Below are 19,761 nucleotides of genomic sequence, written 5' to 3'. Positions count from 1 at the left end.
GCATCACGCCCCGTCCGCCGTGCACACGAAGATCGCCGTCCCCGGGATCAGATGCCCCCGCAGCGGCGACCAGCCGCCCCACTCCTGGGTGTTCCACTCCGGCCACTCCGGTTCGACGAGGTCCACCAGCCGGAAGCCGGCCGCCACCACGTCCCGCACCCGGTCGCCCAGCGTCCGGTGGTGCTCCACGTACACCGCCCGCCCGCTCTCGTCCTGCTCGACGTACGGCGTGCGGTCGAAGTACGAAGCCGCCACCGACAGCCCCTCCGGCCCCGGCTCGTCGGGGAACGCCCAGCGGATCGGATGGGTCACCGAGAAGACGAACCGCCCGCCCGGCCGCAGCACCCGCCGCACCTCGCGCAGCACCTGCACCGGCTCGGCGACGAACGGCAGCGCCCCGTAGGCGGAACACGCCAGGTCGAAGGAGTCGTCGCGGAACGGCAGCGCGCCCGCGTCCGCCTCCACCAGGTCGACGGTGCCGTCGGCCGTCCCGCCGGCGATCCGCAGCGCGTGCTGGAGCTGTCGGTGGGAGAGGTCCAGGGCCACCGGGAACGCCCCCTGGGCCGCCAGCCAGCGGGAGCACTGCGCCGCGCCGGCGCCGATCTCCAGGACGCGCCGTCCCTTCAGTTCGGCGGCCGGCCCCAGGAGCGCGGCGTCCGCCTCGTCGAGCCCCTCCGGGCCCCAGACGAACCGGTCGTCCCCGAGGAACGCGCCGTGTTCCCTCTGGTACTCGTCCGCATTGCGGTCCCACCAGCCGCGGCTGGCCCGGCTGCTCTCGGCGTCCGAGGCGTCACGCCGAGTTGCCTCCGGCTCGTTATCCATTGCGTATTGGCTCATCGCGCCCGTCGTCGTAGTCTTCGCTGTGCTTGTCGCAGCGGGGGACTGTGAGGCCGTACGACCTCGCGGAACATCGCGTGCGCCGGTTATGGAGCGTTCTGTCCCCGGTGTGCGCCTTTCGCGCATTGACCCTGTCCGGCTGCCCCCGTATGCTACAAGTTGCGCTGCGGGCCTGCGCGCCTCGGACGGAGCAGGCCGCGCTCGCATCTGTATGAATGTCCCCTCGGTTTTGAGGCGTTTCGGGTTGCTCCGGTTTTTGCGGGGCGTCCGGAGGATGCGCCTTAGACGCTGTCCGGTCTGATGCAGAGGCGATACGGGCTCTCGGCGTAGCAGTACCTACGACTTCAATGTCCGTACCGGAGCCCTTTCCCACATGACGAGCAGCACCGAGACCACCGCCACCACCCCGCAGGTTGCGGTCAACGACATCGGTAACGAGGAAGCTTTCCTCGCCGCGATCGACGAGACGATCAAGTACTTCAACGACGGCGACATCGTCGACGGCGTCATCGTGAAGGTCGACCGGGACGAGGTCCTGCTCGACATCGGTTACAAGACCGAAGGCGTCATCCCGAGCCGTGAGCTCTCGATCAAGCACGACGTCGACCCCAACGAGGTCGTCGCCGTCGGTGACGAGATCGAAGCCCTTGTCCTTCAGAAGGAGGACAAGGAAGGCCGCCTGATCCTCTCGAAGAAGCGCGCCCAGTACGAGCGTGCCTGGGGCACCATCGAGAAGATCAAGGAAGAGGACGGGATCGTCACCGGTACCGTCATCGAGGTCGTCAAGGGTGGTCTCATCCTCGACATCGGCCTCCGCGGCTTCCTCCCGGCCTCCCTGGTCGAGATGCGCCGTGTCCGCGACCTTCAGCCCTACGTGGGCAAGGAGCTCGAGGCCAAGATCATCGAGCTGGACAAGAACCGCAACAACGTGGTCCTGTCCCGCCGTGCCTGGCTGGAGCAGACCCAGAGCGAGGTCCGTCAGACCTTCCTCACCACCCTCCAGAAGGGTCAGGTGCGCTCCGGCGTCGTCTCCTCCATCGTCAACTTCGGTGCCTTCGTGGACCTGGGTGGCGTCGACGGTCTCGTCCACGTCTCCGAGCTGTCCTGGAAGCACATCGACCACCCGTCCGAGGTTGTCGAGGTCGGCCAGGAGGTCACGGTCGAGGTCCTGGACGTCGACATGGACCGCGAGCGCGTCTCCCTGTCGCTCAAGGCGACCCAGGAAGACCCGTGGCAGCAGTTCGCCCGCACCCACCAGATCGGCCAGGTCGTGCCCGGCAAGGTCACGAAGCTGGTGCCGTTCGGTGCGTTCGTCCGCGTGGACGAGGGCATCGAGGGTCTGGTCCACATCTCCGAGCTGGCCGAGCGCCACGTGGAGATCCCGGAGCAGGTCGTCCAGGTCAACGACGAGATCTTCGTCAAGGTCATCGACATCGACCTGGAGCGCCGCCGCATCAGCCTCTCGCTGAAGCAGGCCAACGAGTCCTTCGGCGCCGACCCGTCGGCGGTCGAGTTCGACCCGACCCTGTACGGCATGGCCGCGTCCTACGACGACCAGGGCAACTACATCTACCCCGAGGGCTTCGACCCGGAGACCAACGACTGGCTGGAGGGCTACGAGGCCCAGCGCGAGGCGTGGGAGCAGCAGTACGCCGAGGCGCAGCAGCGCTTCGAGCAGCACCAGGCCCAGGTCATCAAGTCCCGCGAGGCCGACGAGCAGGCTGCGGCCGAGGGCGCTGCCGCTCCGGCGGCCGGTGGCCAGGGCGGCGGCAACGTCTCCGGTGGCTCGTACTCCTCGGAGTCGGCGGACAACTCCGGCGCCCTGGCGTCGGACGAGGCCCTTGCCGCGCTCCGCGAGAAGCTGGCCGGCGGCCAGAGCTGAACGGTTCCACCCGTCAGCGCTAGCCGGTTGAGGTAGCTGAAGACGTGAGGCCCGCTCCCTTCGGGGGGCGGGCCTTCGTCATGGCCGGTGCCGGTGCCGGTGCCGGTGGGCCGGAGCGGACGGAATGCGTCGGATCGGCCGTGGGGTGGGCGCGCGTCGCTGGTCGGGCGAGGCGCGTTAGCCGAGGGATTCCCGGGTTGGCGATGCTCCGGCCGCCGCTGATCGTGTTGTCGCCCGCGATGGTGACCGGGCAGTCGCCCGCGTCGTAGCGGGTGATGTTGAAGCCGTAGCGGCCCGCGCCGGTGGCTCCGCTCGGATCGGAGCGGTTGCCGGGGAAGACCGTGCCGCAGCCCCAGCCCGGCTGCTGGGTGTGGGTCTCGTAGCCGTTGTTGGTGGTGTGGACGCCGGTGTTGTTCTCGACGAGCGCTTTGTTGCCCTTGATGTCGACCCAGGAGTCGTCGAAGTTGGCGCCGGTCAGCCCGCTGCCGTCGAAGCTGTTGCCGATGATCTTGGCGCCCGTGGCGCCTTCCTTGATGTCGGCGTTCTCGCCGCCGACCGCCGGGCCGATGGTGTTGTTCAGGATCTGAACGTTGTCGCTCCTGTCGTCCGTGCCGCCCGCGCTGCCCGCATAGACGCCCGCGCCCATCCCCGGCCGCCCTGGTCGGTGTCACGGATGGTGGAGTTCCGGATCATCCCGTCCGTGTTGGACGTGCGGAAGTGCACGCCCTCCATGGCCGGGTCGTGGACGGTGACCGTGTCGATCACCACGCCGTTCGTGGAGTCCATCACGGTGCCCTCTTGGCCGCCGGCGCCGGTGATGCCCTGGACGGTCCAGTAGGACGCCCCGTCCAGATGGAGGCCGTAGCCGCCGCTGGCGGTGAGCACGGACTTGACCGAACCGGTCAGGGTGATGCGGGCCGCGGCGCTGCCGGCCGTGGTGGCCGAGAAGTTGCCGCGGTAGGTGCCGTCGGCGAGCCGGATGGTGTCGCCGGGTGCGGCGGCGGCCGGTGCGCTCTTGAGCTGTGCGGCGGTTGAAACCTCGACGATGCGGGCGGGGGAGGGCGTCGCGGAGGCGGTGGCGCCGGCCGGGGCGGGTGCTCCCCGGGCGGAGGCCAGGGGGCCGGTCATGAGCAGGAGCGTGGCGGCGGCGAGGGCGGCGAGGGGACGGTGCGCATTCAACTGCCTTTCCGTATATGAACGTTGGGCGGGAATGTGAATCGCGGGAGCGGTGGCGAAGCTAGAGGTACGGACCAAGGGGCGTCAAGGGTTCGGGGTGGGGCGGGATGGCGTGGACGGGAGGGGGCGGGCGGGGGGGGAGTTCCGGACAAAGGGGGCGGGAATGCCGGCTCGGGAATGCCGGGGCCGCTCCGGGACGTTCTTGCTCTTGGACACGAGGAGGAGCGGTCACTGTGTTGGATCCCCAGGGTTTGTACGAATGGGAGCCGAGCGGGCTCGCGGCGGTCGAGGCGATCACGGCCAGGGACTCCGCCGGTCTGGTGCTGCTGTACCACTTCGACGGCTACATCGACGCCGGCGAGACCGGCGACCAGATCGTGGAGAGGCTGTTGGACGGCCTGCCGCACCGGGTCGTGGCGCGCTTCGACCACGACCGGTTGGTCGACTACCGTGCGCGCCGGCCGCTGCTCACCTTCGAACGGCACCGCTGGACCTCGTACGAGGCCCCGCGCATCGAACTGCACCTGGTCCAGGACGCCACCGGGGCGCCCTTCCTGCTGCTGTCCGGGCCCGAACCGGACGTGGAGTGGGAGCGGTTCGCCGCGGCGGTGCGTCAGATAGTGGAGCGGCTCGGCGTCCGGCTGTCGGTCAACTTCCACGGCATCCCGATGGGTGTGCCGCACACCCGCCCGGTGGGGCTCACCCCGCACGGCAACCGCACGGACCTGATGCCGGGGCACAGCAGCTTCTTCGACGAGGCCCAGGTGCCCGGCAGCGCGGAGTCCCTGGTCGAGTTCCGGCTGGCCGAGGCGGGGCACGACGTCCTGGGCGTGGCGGCGCACGTGCCGCACTACATCGCCCGGTCCGCGTACCCGGACGCCGCGCTGACCGCCCTGGAGGCGGTGACCGCCGCCACCGGACTGGTGCTGCCGAACGCCGCGCACGCGCTGCGCACGGAGGCGCTGCGGACGCAGGAGGAGATCGAGCGACAGATCTCCGAGGGCGACGAGGAACTGGTCGCCCTGGTCAGTGGCCTTGAGCACCAGTACGACGCGGTGGCCGGGGCGGAGACCCGGGGCAACCTCGTCGCTGAGCCGGTGGAACTCCCGTCGGCCGACGAGATCGGCCGGGAATTCGAACGATTCCTGGCGGAGCGCGAGGCCGAAGGCGGCGGGGGCGCGATCTGAGGCGAGTGCGGGGCAGGGCCGGGCGGCTTTCGGCGGGGCGGTGCCCCAGGCGGTTCGTCCTCGGTCCGGTGCTTCGCTCTCGGTCCGGTGTCTCGCCCGCGCCCACTGTTCGCGGGTGATGCCTGCTCGCGGTTCGGGCGGCTCGCTGGGGGAGTGCGCTCCGGTCGCTGGTCGTACCGCTCCGCTGTCGGGCTTCCCTGTCGGGCTTCCTCCTTGCCTTGCTCTGCGCTGCCTTGCCTTGCTGTGCCGTGTCTTGCCTTTGCCGGTGTGGATGGTGGGGGTGGTGGGGGTGGTGCGGTGTCGGTCGGGAGTCGAGCGCCGCCCGGGAGTTCTGCCGCGGGTGCAGGCGTATAGCGTGGGGCCATGGTGAAGGTGGGGCTGACCGGCGGGATCGGTGCCGGCAAGAGTGAAGTGTCGCGGCTGCTGGCGTCGTACGGCGCGGTGATCGTGGATGCGGACAAGATCGCACGCGAGGTCGTCGAGCCCGGAACCCCTGGACTCGCGGCCGTGGTCGAGGAGTTCGGGGCGGAGGTCCTCGCGGCTGACGGCACCCTGGACCGGCCGAAGCTGGGCGCGTTGGTCTTCTCCGACCAGGAGAAGCTGAAGGCGCTCAACGCGATCGTGCACCCGCTCGTGGGCGCGCGGTCGGCCGAACTCGAGGCGTCGGCCGGGCCGGACGCCGTGGTCGTCCACGACGTGCCGCTCCTGACCGAGAACGGGCTGGCGCCGCTCTACGACCTGGTGGTGGTCGTCGACGCGACACCGCAGACCCAGCTGGAGCGGTTGGTGCGGCTGCGCGGTATGGCGGAGGACGAGGTGAGGCGGCGGATGGCGGCGCAGGCCACCCGCGAGGAACGCCTGGCCATCGCCGACTTGGTGATCGATAACGACGGCCCGCTGGAGGCGCTGGAGGCCCAGGTCCGCGAGGTGTGGGAGCGCCTGCGGGGCGCCTGAGACCGGGCGGTAGCCTCACCGCCATGACAACTACCGATCTCGATCCCGAGACCCCCGCCGCTGCGGCGTCCGGCCCGGCCGCCGGCGGTGCCGATGCCGCTCCGGCCTCCTTCGTGGTGAACGTCCCCGGCCTCGCCGACGCCGACCTGGAGCCCGAGCCCCTCGACCCCGAACAGGTCGTCTCCGGCGACCCGGTGGTGACCGGCAAGGTGCTGTGGGAGTCGCCGGACGGCAGCCAGATCCGGGGCATCTGGCAGATCACGCCAGGCGTGGTGACGGACACCGAGGCCAACGAGCTGTTCGTGGTCGTCAGTGGACGCGCCACCATCGAGGTGGAGGGCGGTCAGGTACTCGAGGTGGGACCGGGCGACGCCTGCGTCCTGCGCGCGGGCGACCGCACCCGGTGGACGGTGCACGAGACGCTGCGCAAGGCCTACCACATCAGCCTCTAGCGGCGGGTGCATCGGCGTCAGCGTGAGGGGCTGACGTCGGTGCGGGACGCGCCACCGGTGGCCGGGCACCTGACGGGAGCAGACCGTCGGAGCGGGAATGCGGCAACAAACCCGAGTGTTAACGACGTGGTTGTTGCACCGCACAGATCGCGGTACGGAGCATGGTCATCCCTGGCATGCCCGACGACACCCGGAGAGGAGACGGTCCGTGCCCGAGCGCAGTCCCGCGACGCACGTCATCGACTACCGTGCCGCCGAGCAGCTGCTGGCCGCCCGTGATCCACGAGGCGCGATCCGGCTGCTCGATTCCGTCATCACCGCACACCCCGAAAACACCGCAGCCCGACTGCTGCGCGCCCGCGCCTTCTTTCTCGCCGCCCAACTCCGCGCCGCGGAGCTGGAGTTCCAGATCGTACTGGAACGCGAGCCGGACAACGCCTTCGCGCACTTCGCCCTCGCCCGCACGCTGGAACGCGGCAGCCGGCCCGACGAGGCCCTGCGTCACTTCCGCCTGGCAGCGGCCCTCGAACCGCGCCCGGAATTCCTCGAAGCGGCCCGCTTCGCGCCGGGCCGGGGCAACGGTGACCGGGCGGTCGGCCCGGACGACGGAGCTCCGTGAGCACCGCCCATGAGCGCACCACCCACCGCCGGTGACGGTCGCGACTACGGCCTGGAGTCGCGCCGTCGGCCGGCGGCGCGGCGTATCTCGTTGCGTCCCCGGTCGGGCTCGTAGGGCGGAATATTCCTGCCGGGCTGGTAGTGCGGCCCCTGGCGGATGTGTCGGATCACCATGACCAGGTCCGCGGCGGCGACCGCCGCGAGTGCCGCGCAGGCGGCCGCCCACTGCGGCCGGCCGGCCATCACGAAGGCCACGGTGCCGGCGACGGCCCACAAAAGCCCCCACAGTGCCAGCCCGCACCGAATTCTCAGTGGGCTGCGTGCGTGAAGAGGCTCATCACCCGAGCGCATCGCTTCCCCTCTCCTCCCTCCAGCATCCTCCGGATCGATACGCTTGTCATGTGTCGTGTCCTCCCTTCCCGGCCGCCGCTCTCGCGCGTCGTCCTTCCGTCCCCGTCGGGGCGCCGCCTTCGGGGCGGGGATCGCCGGCCGGGTGGGTGTTGATCCAGGACAGCCCGCCGATGTCGAGCTGCGAGCGGGCGCGGGTCACCGCGACGTAGGCCAGGCGGGCCTCGTCGAGGTCGATCGGGCCGGGCAGCGGCGTGCCGTCCTCGTCGCGCTCATCGAGATCGTCGGGGCAGGTGAAGTCGTCGGCGATGCGTACGCTCGACCACTCGCGGCCCTTGGCGCGGTGGGCCGTGGACACTGTGACCTCGGCGGACGCCTCGGGCGAGAGCCGGTCCAGGGCACCGAGCACGGTGTCCGCGCCGTGTTCGTCGATGAGCTCGACCAGGGGCAGCAGGTCGCGTCCGGCCGGGTCGAACTCCGCGTACTCGCGCAGCTCGCACCAGCTCTCGAAGAGCATCAGCTCGGGGTGAGCGGTGCGCCGGCCCGATGCGAGATCGTGCGCGGCACGGGCCAAGGCGCTCAGAGGCTCACCACCGCCCGCGAGCGCGACCCGCCGATGGGCGTCCAACTGCCGTATCACCTCCACCATGGCGCCCACGTTCGTCCGGCACAGGATCGCGTCGGGCGCGGCGAGCCGGCACAACTCGGTCTCCTGGCGGGGCGACCCGGTGAGGCGGATGGGCGCGTCGATGATCGTCAGCCAGCGGTTGGCCTCGGACGCCAGGGCGGGCCCGAAGCGGAAGGATCGCGAGAGGCTCAGGTGGGTGCCGTCGAAGCCGGTCATCACGTCGCGGGCGCCGCGCCAGCCGTAGATGGCCTGCGCGGAGTCCCCGACCAGGACCAGCTGGGCGTGGGCGCGCTGCGCGGTGAGGACCTGCTCGACGACCGGGTTGGTGTCCTGTGCCTCGTCCAGGAGAAGGAAGTCGGCCGGGATGACGGGGCGCTCAGCGCCCACATCTTGAGGTAGTGGTCGTGCTCGAAGCGGACCACGCCGTGGTCGGGATGGTGCAGATCAGCCCAGGCCCTGCGGGCGTAGGGCAGGACGAGGCCGGCGAGCTGGGTGCGCAGCGGCTCGGACTCGGCTCCGCGCAGCGGGGGGACGTGATGGTGGGCGATCTCCTCGTCGGCGGACTGGCAGAAGCGGGTGACGGTGCGCAGGACGGTGTAGGAGAGGGCTTTGTTGTTGACCTTGCGCGGGCCGATGCGTAAGCACATGCCCTCCCCGATGCCGAGGGCGGCGCCGGTGCGCCAGCCCGCCTGGCGTGGGGCGTTCAGGCGCGCCTGGTAGTGCCTGCCCACCGCGGTGTACGCGAGGGCGTGGGCGGTTCCGCAGGTCACCTCGGCGGGGAAGGCGCGGGCGGCGTGGCGGGCGACGGCGCGGTTGAAGGCGAGGTAGCGGCCGGTGCGGCGCTGTCGGCGCGCGGTGTGCGCCAGCATCGCGAGGGTCGTCGTCTTCCCGGTGCCGGCGCCGGCCTGGATCACGAGATGGGATCCGGTCGGAAAGGCTTCGGCCGCGGCGGTCTGCTCGGGGGTGGGGGTGTGCATGGGGACTCCTCATCGGGTTCGGTCGACGGGCTGCGGTGGTTGTCGTGGGTCGGGGTGGTGTGCGGTGGGCAGCCGCGGGCAGCGGTGCTCTGCCGTGCGCGGCGGTGAGCTGGCGGGTGTCGCGGGTGGCCACTCCGCGAGCGATTTCGTCACTGAATGTAATCGACTTGGCGTGGAGGCGGGCGGGGCGCCTTCGGCCTGTGGATAACTTCGTCGTGGTGTTTCCGTGTGTCGTCCGACGGGCGCCCTCGGCGCGTCTTTGTGCTGGTCGGACGGGTGTTGTTGGAGGGGGACGGGTGTGCCGCGGCGCTGCGTGCGGGCTGGGCGGGAGGCTGGGCGCGGCGGATTGTCAGTGGCGTCTGCTTTCCTCGACATCACGCAGAGCCGCGACGGCGGAAGCGCCGCGGAAGACCGCGGGGGAGCCGCAAGAGCACTGAGAGAGACGAGGGGGAGGGCGGAAGCGAAGCCAGGCAGGGGAGGTGCAGGGCGGCGTCCGAGAAATGAGCCGCGGCTGTTGATGATCGCCGCGGCCGCCGGAGAACGACGGGGGAGGACGACATGGCGACGACCGTAGACTCGCAGGTCGGGGACGTAGCAGAAGGCAAGCGGGCACGAGGGGCCCGGTGGGCGCCGTTACCGGCGTCGAAGGATCCGACGGCAGGGGACGACATGGCGAGGTGGCAGGAGGCGTCGAGAGGGGCGCCTCGGCCGTCGATCACCCCTGCCGAGGGAGCGCCCATGGCGGCGCGTGCGGCAGACGGAGCGGCCCCGGACGTGGCGGGGTGTGCCGCGATCTTCCTGCCCGCCCGGACGCCGCGCGCCGGGGCGGTCGCCTTCTGGCGGCCGGATGGCGGGCCGCTGCCCGACACCGTGGCCGGCGCGACAGGGAAGGACGAGGACCAGGAGGCGAGGCCGCAGGGCGAGGTCGCGCAGCTGACCGTCGCCCGGCGGCACGGCAACGGGGCGCGGAGCCGTGCGGTGCCGGCCCTGGTGCTTCCCCTGCCCGAGGCCGTTCCGGTGCTGGTCCGGGCCCGGCACGCCCCCGACGCCCACCCCGCCGCGGCCTGCTGGGGCGCGGCCACCCTGCACGCCCTGCACCTCGCCGCCCGCGGCCGCCTGCTGCCGGGGCTGACCGGAGAGGACGCCGACGCCTGGCGGGCCGGCCCGCTCGACCCGGACGACGTCGCGCACCTGCGGGCCATCGCCGCCGCCATGCCGGGAGAGGCGTACGCCGCACCGCTGCCCGACAGCCGGCCACTGCAGCTCCCCGATCCGGCCGCCCTGGTACGGCAGTTCGTCGACGCCGTCGTGGACACCCTGCCGCGCACTCCGGCCGCGGCGCTGGTGGCCGCTGCCCCGTTCGCCGCGACGGCGCCGCAGTGCCTCCCCGCCGCCCGGGAGTGGGCGGCCGAGGTCGCGTCCGGTACCGACGCCGGGGTGGGGCTCTCGCTCCGCCTCGACCTTGCCCCGCACCAGCTCTTCGACGGCAGAGCGGAGGACACGCCCGCGGAGGAGGGTGTGCCGGGCGGGGCCGGGGGAGCGGCGACGTCCGGAGCCGTCGAGGAGCGCCGCGCCGCGGCGGCCGTCCTCCAGGTCCACAGCCGCACCGACCCGACCCTGGTGGCCGACGCCCGCCAGCTGTGGGAAGGCGAGGCGCCCGACCCCTTCGGCCCGCGGTCCTGTGCCGACACGCTCCTCGCGCTACGCCGTGCCACCCGCGTCTGGCCCCCGCTCGGCCGCCTGCTGGAGCGACCCGTCCCCGACGTGCTCCCGCTCAGCGAGGACGAGTTGTACGACCTGCTGGCCGAGGCGGCGGGGCGCCTCGGCGCCGCCGGGGTGGCCGTCCACTGGCCCAGGGAGCTGACCCGCGGCCTGACGGCGACGGCGGTGCTGCGACCCGCGCCGGGGTCGGCGGCGGACGGTTTCGGCTTCTTCGAAGTCGGTCAACTAGCCCAGTTCCGATGGCAGTTGGCCATGGACGGCGTGCCGCTCAGCGAGGCGGAGATGGACGCCCTCGCCGAGGCGCACCGCCCGATGGTGCGGCTGCGCGACCAGTGGGTCCTGGTCGACCCCGGGCTGGTCCGCAAGGCACGCAAACGCGAACTGGGCTATCTGGACCCGGCCGGAGCGCTCGCCGCGACGCTCGGCGGCACCGCGGAGGTGGACGGCGAGAAGGTCGAGGTGGTGCCCCTGGGCGCGCTCGCCGCCCTGCGCTCGCGGCTCACCACCCGGGAGCGTCCGCTGCCCCAGCCGCCCGGACTCCGCGCGACCCTGCGCGACTACCAACTGCGCGGCATGGCCTGGCTCGACACCATGGTCTCGACCGGGCTGGGCGGTTGCCTGGCCGACGACATGGGCCTGGGAAAGACCATCACCGTCATCGCACTCCACCTCCACCGGCGGCCCTCCGCGCCCGTCCTCGTCGTCTGCCCCGCCTCCCTGCTCGGCAACTGGCAGCGCGAGATCGAGCGCTTCGCCCCCGGCACGCCCGTGCGCCGCTTCCACGGTGCCGGCCGCAGCCTCGACGGCGTGGACGGCGGCTTCGTGCTCACGACCTACGGCACGATGCGCAGCAGCGCCACCGAACTGGGCGGCCGTAGCTGGGCATGGGTCGTCGCCGACGAGGCGCAGCACGTGAAGAACCCGCGTTCCTCGACCGCCAGGGCGCTGCGAGGCATCAAGGCCCCGGCGCGGATCGCTCTCACCGGCACGCCCGTCGAGAACAACCTCTCCGAGCTGTGGGCGCTGCTGGACTGGACGACCCCCGGGCTGCTCGGCCCGCTCAAGACGTTCCGTGCGCTGCACGCCCGGGAGGTCGAGGGCGGCGAGGACCCGCGCGCGGTGGAGCGACTGGCCCGATTGGTGCGGCCGTTCATCCTGCGCCGCAAGAAGTCCGACCCCGGGATCGTGCCCGAACTCCCGCCCAAGACCGAGACGGACCATCCCGTCCCGCTGGGGCGCGAACAGGCCGCCCTGTATCAGGCCGTGGTGCGCGAGACCCTGGCCCGGATCGAGAGCGCCGAGGGCATGGCGCGGCGCGGCCTGGTGATGAAGCTGCTCACCGCCCTCAAGCAGATCTGCAATCACCCCGCGCAGTACCTCAAGGAGACCGCTCCGGGACTCGCCGCGCGTTCCGGGAAGCTCGAACTGCTCGACGAACTCCTGGTCACCATCCTCGCGGAGGGCGGCGCCACCCTGGTCTTCACGCAGTACGTCGGGATGGCCCGGCTGCTCGAACGCCATCTCGCGGCCCGGGGCATCCCCCACCAACTCCTGCACGGGGGAACGCCGGTGGCCGAACGGGAGAGGATGGTCGAGCGCTTCCAGTCGGGCCGGACCCCGGTCTTCCTGCTGTCCCTGAAGGCGGCCGGCACGGGGCTGAATCTCACCCGCGCCGGACACGTCATCCACTATGACCGCTGGTGGAACCCCGCGGTGGAGGAGCAGGCCACCGACCGGGCCTACCGCATCGGCCAGACCCAACCCGTCCAGGTCCACCGGCTGATCACCGAGGGCACCGTGGAGGACAACATCGCCCAACTCCTCACCGCCAAGAAGGCGCTCGCCGACGCGGTGCTCTCCGGTGGCGAGGGCGCACTCACCGAGCTGACCGACGCCGAACTCGCCGATCTGGTCTCCCTGAGGAGGGCCGGATGAGTCCCGGACATCTGCGCCGGGCCGTGGCCCCGGGGCGTGCCGCGGCGGCGGACCGGCTGGTCCGCGCCGACCGTTCGCGCACCTTCCCGCCGCTGCCGGGCCCCGACGGGTCGCAGACGGAGTCATGGTGGGGCCGGGCCTGGCTGACGGCGCTGGAGCGCAGTGCGCTCGACTCCGCCCGCCTTGGCCGGGGCAGGGCCTACGCCCGCGACGGGCACGTCGACACGATCAACATCACCCCGGGCCGGGTGATCGCCACCGTACGGGGCAGCCGCCCCCGCCCGTACAGCGCCGAGGTCCGCGTCAGGACGCTGACCGAGCAGGAGTGGGACGCCCTCCTGGACGGCGTCGCCGCCCGCCCCGACCGGCTCACCGCGCTGCTGGCAAAGGAGTTGCCGCGCGCGCTGGCCGAGGGGGAGGTGCCGCTCCTCCCTGGGCCGGGGGAGTTGACGCCCCGCTGCTCGTGCCCGGACAGCGGCCGGCCCTGCAAGCACGCCGCAGCGCTCTGCTTCCAGGTGGCCCGGTTGCTGGACGCCGACCCCTTCGTCCTGCTGCTGATCCGTGGCCGGGGCGAGCGGGAACTCCTCGACGAGCTCGCGCGCCGCAACGCCGGTCACGGCGCGCGGGAGGACCGGGGGCGGGCCGCGGCCCTGGCCGCCAGGACCCCCGGGAGCGGAGGGGCGTCCTCGGAGCCCGCGTTCGGTGCGGAGCCAGGGGGCCTCTCGGCGACCGGGCGTGCGCCCGTGCCCGGGCCCGGCGTTGCCGGTGCGTCCGGATCCGGAGCGGCGGACCGCTCCGGATCGCCCGGTGCGGTGCGGTCCGGAACGGCCGTCGAGAGCGCTGGACGGACCGCGTCACCGGCGGCCGCCTCCCGCGGTGTCCTCGCCCGGGAGGCGCTCGCCGACCGGCCCCGGCCGTCGCTTCCGCCGCCCGCGGCGTTGCCGGCCGAGCCCGGTCGACCACCGGCCCTCCCGGACACCGGCGATCTCCCGTTCGACGCCGCCACCCTCGAACTCCTCGCCGCCGACGCCGTGGCACGCGCCCATGCCTTCCTGGCCGCCGCCGAGCCCACCGGGGGCGGCGGTCCGGCCGGCCCCGGTCCGTTCGCGACGCTGCCCGTCTGGGAGGACGCCGTCCGGCTGGCCGCGACGGCCCACCCCACGGCCGGTCTGACCGCCACCACGCGCGCCCTGTACCGCGAGGTCGCGGCGGCGACCGGCCGCACCCCCGCGGACATCGCGCGTTCCGTCGCCGCCTGGCGACAGGGCGGGCCCGAAGGACTCGCCCTCCTGGAGCGCACCTGGAATCCCCCGGCCGGCGACTTCGACCGGGCCCGCAGCGCCCTCCTGGCCGCCGGACTGCCGGGGCTGCGCCCGCACCACAACCACCTCACCGACGCCGTCCGCGGCCTCCAACTGCGCTTCGGCCGCGACCACCGCTGGTATCCCTACGAGTCCGAGCCCGGAGCCGAGGACTGGTGGCCCACCGGCCCCGCGGCACCGGACCCCGTGGGCGCCCTGACCACCTTGCTGGCACGATGACTAACCTCAAGGTCGTGGAAGGTCTCGACGCACTCACCCGCTCCCTCGCGCAGCGCACCCCCGAACAGCTTGCCGCACTCCTCACCCGGCACGCCGAGCCGCTCGCCCGCCGGCCCGCGCCCACCGAACTCCGCGGCCTGGCAGGCGCTTTGTGGTCCTACGAAACCCTCCACCACGTGGTGCTGCACCTGGATCACCCCCGGCTGCAGGTGCTCGCCACCGCGGCCCGCATCAGCCAGCAGCGGGCCGCCCGGGACGCCGCCGCGCCCGCCGCCCCCGCCCCGGGCGCCGACTACCAGTCCCTGATGGCCCACCGACTGTCCTTCCCGCAGTTGGCCAGTGAACCGGTCCGCCCCGAGGACATCTACGCGGCGCTCGGCGCCACCGCCCCCGGAGCCGGGCGGAGCGTCGCCGAAGCCGCCCTGGACGCCCTCTGCGCGGACGGCCTCGCCGCCGCCACCGAGGACGGCGCCGTCGTCGTGCCGCCGCGCGTCCCGCAACTCCTCGCCGCGCACGACCTCGGCCCGTTCACGCCGCACGCCCCGGCGCCCCTCCCCGAGGGCGGCGCGCCGCACGACCGGTGTCCCGGCGCCCCGACCGTGCCCGCCCCGCGGACCTCGGCGCACGACGAATCCCAGGCGTCCGCGGCACACCTGGCCACCACCGTGGAGCGGCTGCTCGCCTCCCTGGCCACCGAGCCCGCCACGCTCCGCAAATCAGGCGGGCTGACCGTCCGCGAGGTCAAGCGCCTGGCCAAGGCGGCCGGCGCCACCGAACCGCACACCCGACTCCTGCTCGATCTCGCCCTGGCCGCGGGCCTGATCGCGCTGACCCGCAGCCCGTCGGGGATCACCGCGCTGCCCACCCACGCCTACGACGACTGGCTCGCCCGCCCGCCCGGCGCCCGCCTCGCGCCCGTCCTGGCCGCCTGGCACGCCCTCTGGGACGTCCCCACCCACACCCCGTTCGGCGAGACCCCGACCGCCCTGATCCGTGGCCACGATCGGCACGCCCCCGCGCTCCGGCACGCCCTCCTCGCCGCCCTGGCCGAGGTCCCCACGGGCGCCGGCGGCCCGACGTGCCCGCCCCTGCCGTTGCCCGACTCGCCGGAGGACGAGGCCGCCCTCGTGTCCCTGCGGCACCTGCTCCGGACGGCGGACTGGCACCGTCCGCTCGCCGTCACCGAGCAGCCGACGGCCGAGGAGCGCGCACTCCACACCCTCCACGAGGCGGCCTCCCTCGGGCTCACCGCCCACGGCACCCTCACCCCGCTCGGCCGGGCCCTGCTCGCCGACCCGACGGACCTCGACGAGCCGCTGCGCGACCTGCTCCCGCCGCCCGTCGAACGGGCCCATCTCCAGGCCGACCTGACCGCCGTCGTGCCCGGCCGGCCCGCCCCCGCGCTCGCCGACCTGCTCACCTCCGCCGCCGACCGCGAGTCCGAGGGCCACGCCGTGACCTGGCGCTTCACCCCCGGCTCGGTCCGCCGCGCACTGGACTGCGGCCACACCGCCGACACCCTCCGCGACGCCCTCACCGCCGCCTCGGCCACCGGCACCCTGCCGCAGTCCCTCGGCTACCTCGTCCAGGACACCGCTCGCACCCACGGCCGGATGCGGGTGGTGCCCGCCGCCTGCTGCATCCGCTCCGACGACGAGTCCCTGATCGCCGAACTCGCCGCCCACCACGCCCTGCGCGCGTTGGAGCTGCGTGCCCTCGCCCCGACCGTCCTGGTCAGTGCCCGCCCGCCGGCCGCCACCCTGGACGCCCTGCGCGCCGCGGGCTACGCCCCCGTGCTGGAGGCCGGCACCGGCGCCGCCACCGTCGAGCGGCTTCCCGTCCACCGCACCGCGGCGCCCGGCCCCGCCCGCGATCCGCACGCCACGCTCGCCCTCGCCCGGCGCCTCCTGGGGCAGCGGGCGGCCTCCCAGGAGAGCGCCACGAGCGGAGGCAGCTGATCCGTCCCGCGCCGTCGAGGGCGGCACGGGCGGGGCGTCGCCCGGCTACTCGTACTCCGTGCCGCCCTTGCGGGTCAGATAGGCGTCGCCGACCATCTTGGCGATGGCCCGTCCGCCCAGTTCCGTGCTGTGGCGGCCGGACAGCGGACGGATCACCACCCCCTCCCGGAGATGCACCGCCCGCCCGGACACCGTCTCGCGGCCCTCGGCCAACTCCCGCACCCGCTGCGCCTCGTACGGGCCGCTGAACAGCGTCGGCACCACCGGAAGCCGCCCGTCCAGGACCCTCGTCAACTCCTGTGGATCCAGCCACCGCACCCCGTCGCCGTCGGCCACCGCGATGTCGAAGACCGCGTACCCCGGAACTCCCCGCCGGCCGTCCGCGCCGTAGCCGAGGTCCTGGACGCCGTCGCCGTACACCTCGCCGAAGATGCCGACCCGCGACGCCCTCAGCTCCCCGGCCAGTTCCGCGGCGACCTTCGGGAGGCCGTGCCCGTGCACCGCCCGCCAGTACAGGTTCCCGGGGGCCTCGGCCAGCGCCAGCCGCTGCGCGCCCAGCCCCTTGGACGTCACCTGCACCCGGTCGTCGCCGGCGTGGTAGGTCAGGCTGCAGGCGGTGCCGTGCACCTTCTCGGTGATCGCCACCGGCTCGCCCTCGGGGAACGCCGTCGGATACCGCTTCAGGTTCTCGATGTCGATCCACGGCAGCAGATCCGGCGCCGGCTCGACGTCCCCGCTCATCGAAATCGGCACCGGCGGGACCCACTTCACGATGCCGAGCTCCGCCGCGAAGTCCGTGCCGTCGCGGTGTGCCCGGGCCAGATCGACGCCGGCCAGCGCCCGCGGGCGGCACACGATGCCCTGGGACAGCTCGCCGCGCAGACGGATCGCCTTGACCCGGTTGGCGGCGGCGCCGGCCAGCCTGCCCGTCAGGCCCAGCTCGGCCAGCAGCCCCTCGGGGAGCACCGCCTGCTCCGGTATGTAGACCGCGAAGTCGCCCGTCCGATAGGCCCCCTTGGCGACGACCGCCCTGTACAGGCCCACCTGCGCGAGCTCCAGCGCGTCGGCGTTGGGATGCTCATGGACCGTCAGTTCCTCGACCGTGACGCGCAGCGTCGACATGCCGTCCCCCGTTCCCTGTTGCTGTTTCCGTGGTGAGCGCTCCGTGCCGGGCGTCGCCCGGCCGGAGTCCCGGATCCACTGTGATCGAGCCGCTGTCGACCGGCGACCGATTTTTCCCGCTGCCGACCGGTTGCGATCGGGAGCTGGGGGAGGGAGGCGAAGGCGGCGTCCGCGCGACCCACCGCCGCGCCGCGTTGTCAGTGGCGTCAAGTAGCGTTTTCCCGTACGGAGTCGACGGAGGCGAGGGGGACCGGCATGGGAGACGACGGCGCGGACGCCGAGCGCGTCCGGAACGACTTCAGTGGCACCGCGCACGGCCCGGTGATCCAGGCCGGGGTGATCGAGGGCGGCGTGCGGATCGAGATGTCGCGGCCGGAGCAACCGGTGCCGCGGCAGGTGCCGGCCGGGTCGCCGCAGTTCGTCGACCGCGAGCCGGTGCTGGCGGAGATCGACGGCTGGGTGGGCGCCGGCGGGGGCCTGGCGGTGCTCAGCGGCCTGCCCGGGGTGGGCAAGAGCGCGACCGTACGGAGATGGGCGCACGAGGAGCGCGGCCGGTTCCCCGGCGGCGAGTTCTACGTGGACTTCGCCGAGCTGCGGGCCCAGGCCGGCGGCGACGTCTCGGCCGGGGTGAGTCGATGCCTGCGGGCACTCGGCGTCGAGGACCGCTATCTGCCCGCCAGCCTGGGCGAGTTGACCGGCATGCTGCGCACCCTGACGGCGGACAAGCGGGTGCTGATGGTCCTCGACGACGTCACCGAGCCGGCGCAGGTGCGGGCGCTGCTCCCGGGCGCCCCCGGCAGCGTGGTCCTCGCGACCAGCCAGTCGATGCTCGGGGAACTGCTCGGCGACGGCGCCCGCCTGATGCCGTTGGAACCGCTGTCGCCGGAGCACGGGCTGCAACTCCTCCGCCGGCTGTGCGGGGAGGAGCGCATCGCGGCGGGCGGCGAGGCCGCGGCCCGTCGGATCGTCGCGAGCTGCGGCGGACTGCCGGTGGCCCTGCAGGTCGCTGCCGCGCGATTGGTGATGCATCCACGTTTGCCGCTGGCCGCGCTGGCCGAGGAATTGGCCGACGACCGGCGCCGGTTGGACGCCCTGCGCCGGGGAGGGGAGCGCACCGTGTCCACCGTCTTCGGAGTGGCCTATGCGGCACTGCCCGCACCCGCCGCGCGGCTCTACCGCCTGCTGGGCCTGCATCCCGGACGCCACTGGGACGCCGGATCGGCCGCCGCGGCAGCCGGGACGACCGTCGCCCACGCCGCCGAGCAGCTCGACGTCCTGGAGACCGCGAGCCTGATCACGATGACCGCCGACGGGCGCTACGAGTTCCACGACCTGGTGCGCCTGCACGCCCGCGAACGGGCCGCCCAGGACGACGACGAGGCCGAGCGCACCGCCGCCGTGGCCCGCGTCGTCGACCATCTGCTCACCCGGGCCGCCCAGGCCGATCTCGCCGTCATGGGCCGCCGGATGCGCATCGGCGCCTACACCGACCGGCTGGGCGAGGCCGACCGGGCCACCGCCTTCGCCCACCGGGACGAGGCGCTCGACTGGCTGGACGCCTGGCGCGGCGAGCTGCTCTCCGCCCAGCAGGCCGCCGCCGACCACGGATGGCACCGCCGGGTGTGGGAGCTCGCCGAGGCGCTGACCGCGCTCTTCCTCAACCGCAGATACCTCAACGACTGGGTCAGAAGCGGCGACCTGGGCGCCCGGCACGCCGCCGAGGACGGCAACCCCGCAGCCGAGGCCCGCCTGCGCGCACTGCTGTCCCGCCCCCTGATGGACCGCGACGAACTGCGCCGGGCCCGCCGGGAACTGGAGACCGCCGTCGCCCGGGCCGACGCGTCCGGTCACACCCTGCTGCGCGCCTCCGTCCGGGAGTTCCACGGCCGTTACTGGGACCGCTGCGACCCGGCCCGCGCCGTGACCACCTACGAGGAGGCGATGGTCTACTACCGCGCCGCGGGCGACGAGCGCGGCATCGCCATCGGCCGCTTCTTCATGGGCTGCGCCCAACACGCCGTCGGCCGCACCGAGGAGGCCCGGGCCACCCTGCAGGACGCCTACGACGGGTTCATGGCCCTCGACGACCGGCGGATGGGCGCCCGTGCGCTGGCCGCCATCGGGGGCGTACGCCGCGATCTGGGGCAGATCACGGAGGCCGTGGCGGCCCTGGAGGAGGCCGTCGCCATGCTGCGCGAGCGCGGCGCCGTCCACTACGAGGCGCAGGTGTGCGAGACGCTGGCGGAGCTGGCCGAGGAACGCGGTGATCACGAGCGTTGGCGGCGCCATCTGACCCGGGCCCTGGAGATATACGAGGCGGGCGGCGGCCCGCGCGCCGCGGAGCTGCGCCGCAGACTGACGGACGCCACCGCCGACGGCACGAAGGAATGACGCGGACGGCGCGGCGGGCCGGAGCACCGGGGG

12 protein-coding genes and 2 pseudogenes are annotated in these 19,761 nt (G+C 73.4%); 9 read left to right on the top strand and 5 right to left on the bottom strand.

Features of this window, described 5'->3' with window-relative positions:
• Positions 1–3: 3 nt before the first annotated feature.
• Complete coding sequence (locus JNO44_RS13375) at positions 4–822, bottom strand: class I SAM-dependent methyltransferase (RefSeq protein ID WP_420882641.1); 819 nt, start codon at positions 820–822, stop codon at positions 4–6.
• A gap of 388 nt (positions 823–1,210) precedes the next feature.
• Between JNO44_RS13375 and rpsA the strand changes: the two genes are divergently transcribed.
• Positions 1,211–2,719: a 30S ribosomal protein S1 gene (gene rpsA / locus JNO44_RS13370; RefSeq protein WP_018536792.1), complete on the top strand. Its 1,509-nt coding sequence runs from the start codon at positions 1,211–1,213 to the stop codon at positions 2,717–2,719.
• A gap of 196 nt (positions 2,720–2,915) precedes the next feature.
• Here rpsA and JNO44_RS13365 read toward each other — a convergent pair.
• A pseudogene (locus tag JNO44_RS13365) lies at positions 2,916–3,847 on the bottom strand (right-handed parallel beta-helix repeat-containing protein); the annotation flags it as partial.
• A 281-nt stretch (positions 3,848–4,128) separates the two neighbouring features.
• Between JNO44_RS13365 and JNO44_RS13360 the strand changes: the two are divergent.
• The 4 genes from JNO44_RS13360 (at position 4,129) to JNO44_RS13345 (ending at position 7,107) form a co-directional block, all read left to right on the top strand.
• Positions 4,129–5,082 (top strand): PAC2 family protein, encoded by a 954-nt coding sequence (locus JNO44_RS13360; RefSeq protein ID WP_067352795.1) that lies wholly within the window; start codon positions 4,129–4,131, stop codon positions 5,080–5,082.
• Positions 5,083–5,445: 363 nt separating this feature from the next.
• Positions 5,446–6,036, top strand: a complete 591-nt coding sequence (coaE, locus tag JNO44_RS13355) for a dephospho-CoA kinase (RefSeq protein WP_205364224.1) — start codon at positions 5,446–5,448, stop codon at positions 6,034–6,036.
• Between the two features lie 23 nt (positions 6,037–6,059).
• Entirely contained in the window at positions 6,060–6,488 is a 429-nt protein-coding gene (locus JNO44_RS13350) for a cupin domain-containing protein (protein WP_235093054.1), read from the top strand.
• A 208-nt stretch (positions 6,489–6,696) separates the two neighbouring features.
• Positions 6,697–7,107, top strand: a complete 411-nt coding sequence (locus tag JNO44_RS13345) for a tetratricopeptide repeat protein (RefSeq protein WP_189858107.1) — start codon at positions 6,697–6,699, stop codon at positions 7,105–7,107.
• A gap of 44 nt (positions 7,108–7,151) precedes the next feature.
• Here JNO44_RS13345 and JNO44_RS13340 read toward each other — a convergent pair whose 3' ends face one another.
• Both JNO44_RS13340 and JNO44_RS13335 read right to left on the bottom strand, forming a co-directional pair.
• On the bottom strand, positions 7,152–7,457 hold the full coding sequence (locus tag JNO44_RS13340; protein ID WP_052286958.1) for a DUF6343 family protein: 306 nt from the start codon (positions 7,455–7,457) through the stop codon (positions 7,152–7,154).
• A gap of 46 nt (positions 7,458–7,503) precedes the next feature.
• Positions 7,504–9,059: pseudogene (locus JNO44_RS13335) on the bottom strand (UvrD-helicase domain-containing protein).
• Between the two features lie 738 nt (positions 9,060–9,797).
• Here JNO44_RS13335 and JNO44_RS13330 point away from each other — a divergent pair.
• Genes JNO44_RS13330 through JNO44_RS13320 form a run of 3 tightly spaced genes read left to right on the top strand, consistent with a single transcriptional unit; the run spans position 9,798 to position 16,215 of the window.
• Positions 9,798–12,716 carry a DEAD/DEAH box helicase gene (locus JNO44_RS13330; protein WP_240167532.1) on the top strand — a complete coding sequence of 973 codons (2,919 nt, stop codon included), beginning with the start codon at positions 9,798–9,800 and terminating at the stop codon, positions 12,714–12,716.
• Positions 12,713–14,257 (top strand): SWIM zinc finger family protein, encoded by a 1,545-nt coding sequence (locus tag JNO44_RS13325; protein ID WP_205364222.1) that lies wholly within the window; start codon positions 12,713–12,715, stop codon positions 14,255–14,257. The genes JNO44_RS13330 and JNO44_RS13325 overlap by 4 nt, the downstream gene beginning before the upstream one ends.
• Positions 14,254–16,215, top strand: a complete 1,962-nt coding sequence (locus JNO44_RS13320) for a helicase-associated domain-containing protein (RefSeq protein ID WP_205364221.1) — start codon at positions 14,254–14,256, stop codon at positions 16,213–16,215. The genes JNO44_RS13325 and JNO44_RS13320 overlap by 4 nt, the downstream gene beginning before the upstream one ends.
• Positions 16,216–16,260: 45 nt before the next feature.
• Here the strand turns inward: JNO44_RS13320 and JNO44_RS13315 are convergent, their stop codons facing one another.
• Positions 16,261–17,337 (bottom strand): RNA ligase (ATP), encoded by a 1,077-nt coding sequence (locus JNO44_RS13315; protein ID WP_205364219.1) that lies wholly within the window; start codon positions 17,335–17,337, stop codon positions 16,261–16,263.
• Between the two features lie 255 nt (positions 17,338–17,592).
• Here JNO44_RS13315 and JNO44_RS13310 point away from each other — a divergent pair, with 255 nt between their 5' ends.
• A complete protein-coding gene (locus JNO44_RS13310) occupies positions 17,593–19,728 on the top strand; it encodes an NB-ARC domain-containing protein (RefSeq protein ID WP_205364218.1) in 2,136 nt (711 codons plus the stop codon).
• The last annotated feature ends 33 nt before the right edge of the window (positions 19,729–19,761 follow it).

This window comes from Streptomyces noursei (assembly GCF_016917755.1).
GTDB lineage: Bacteria > Actinomycetota > Actinomycetes > Streptomycetales > Streptomycetaceae > Streptomyces > Streptomyces yunnanensis.
This window is presented reverse-complemented; position numbering and strand designations above follow the sequence as displayed.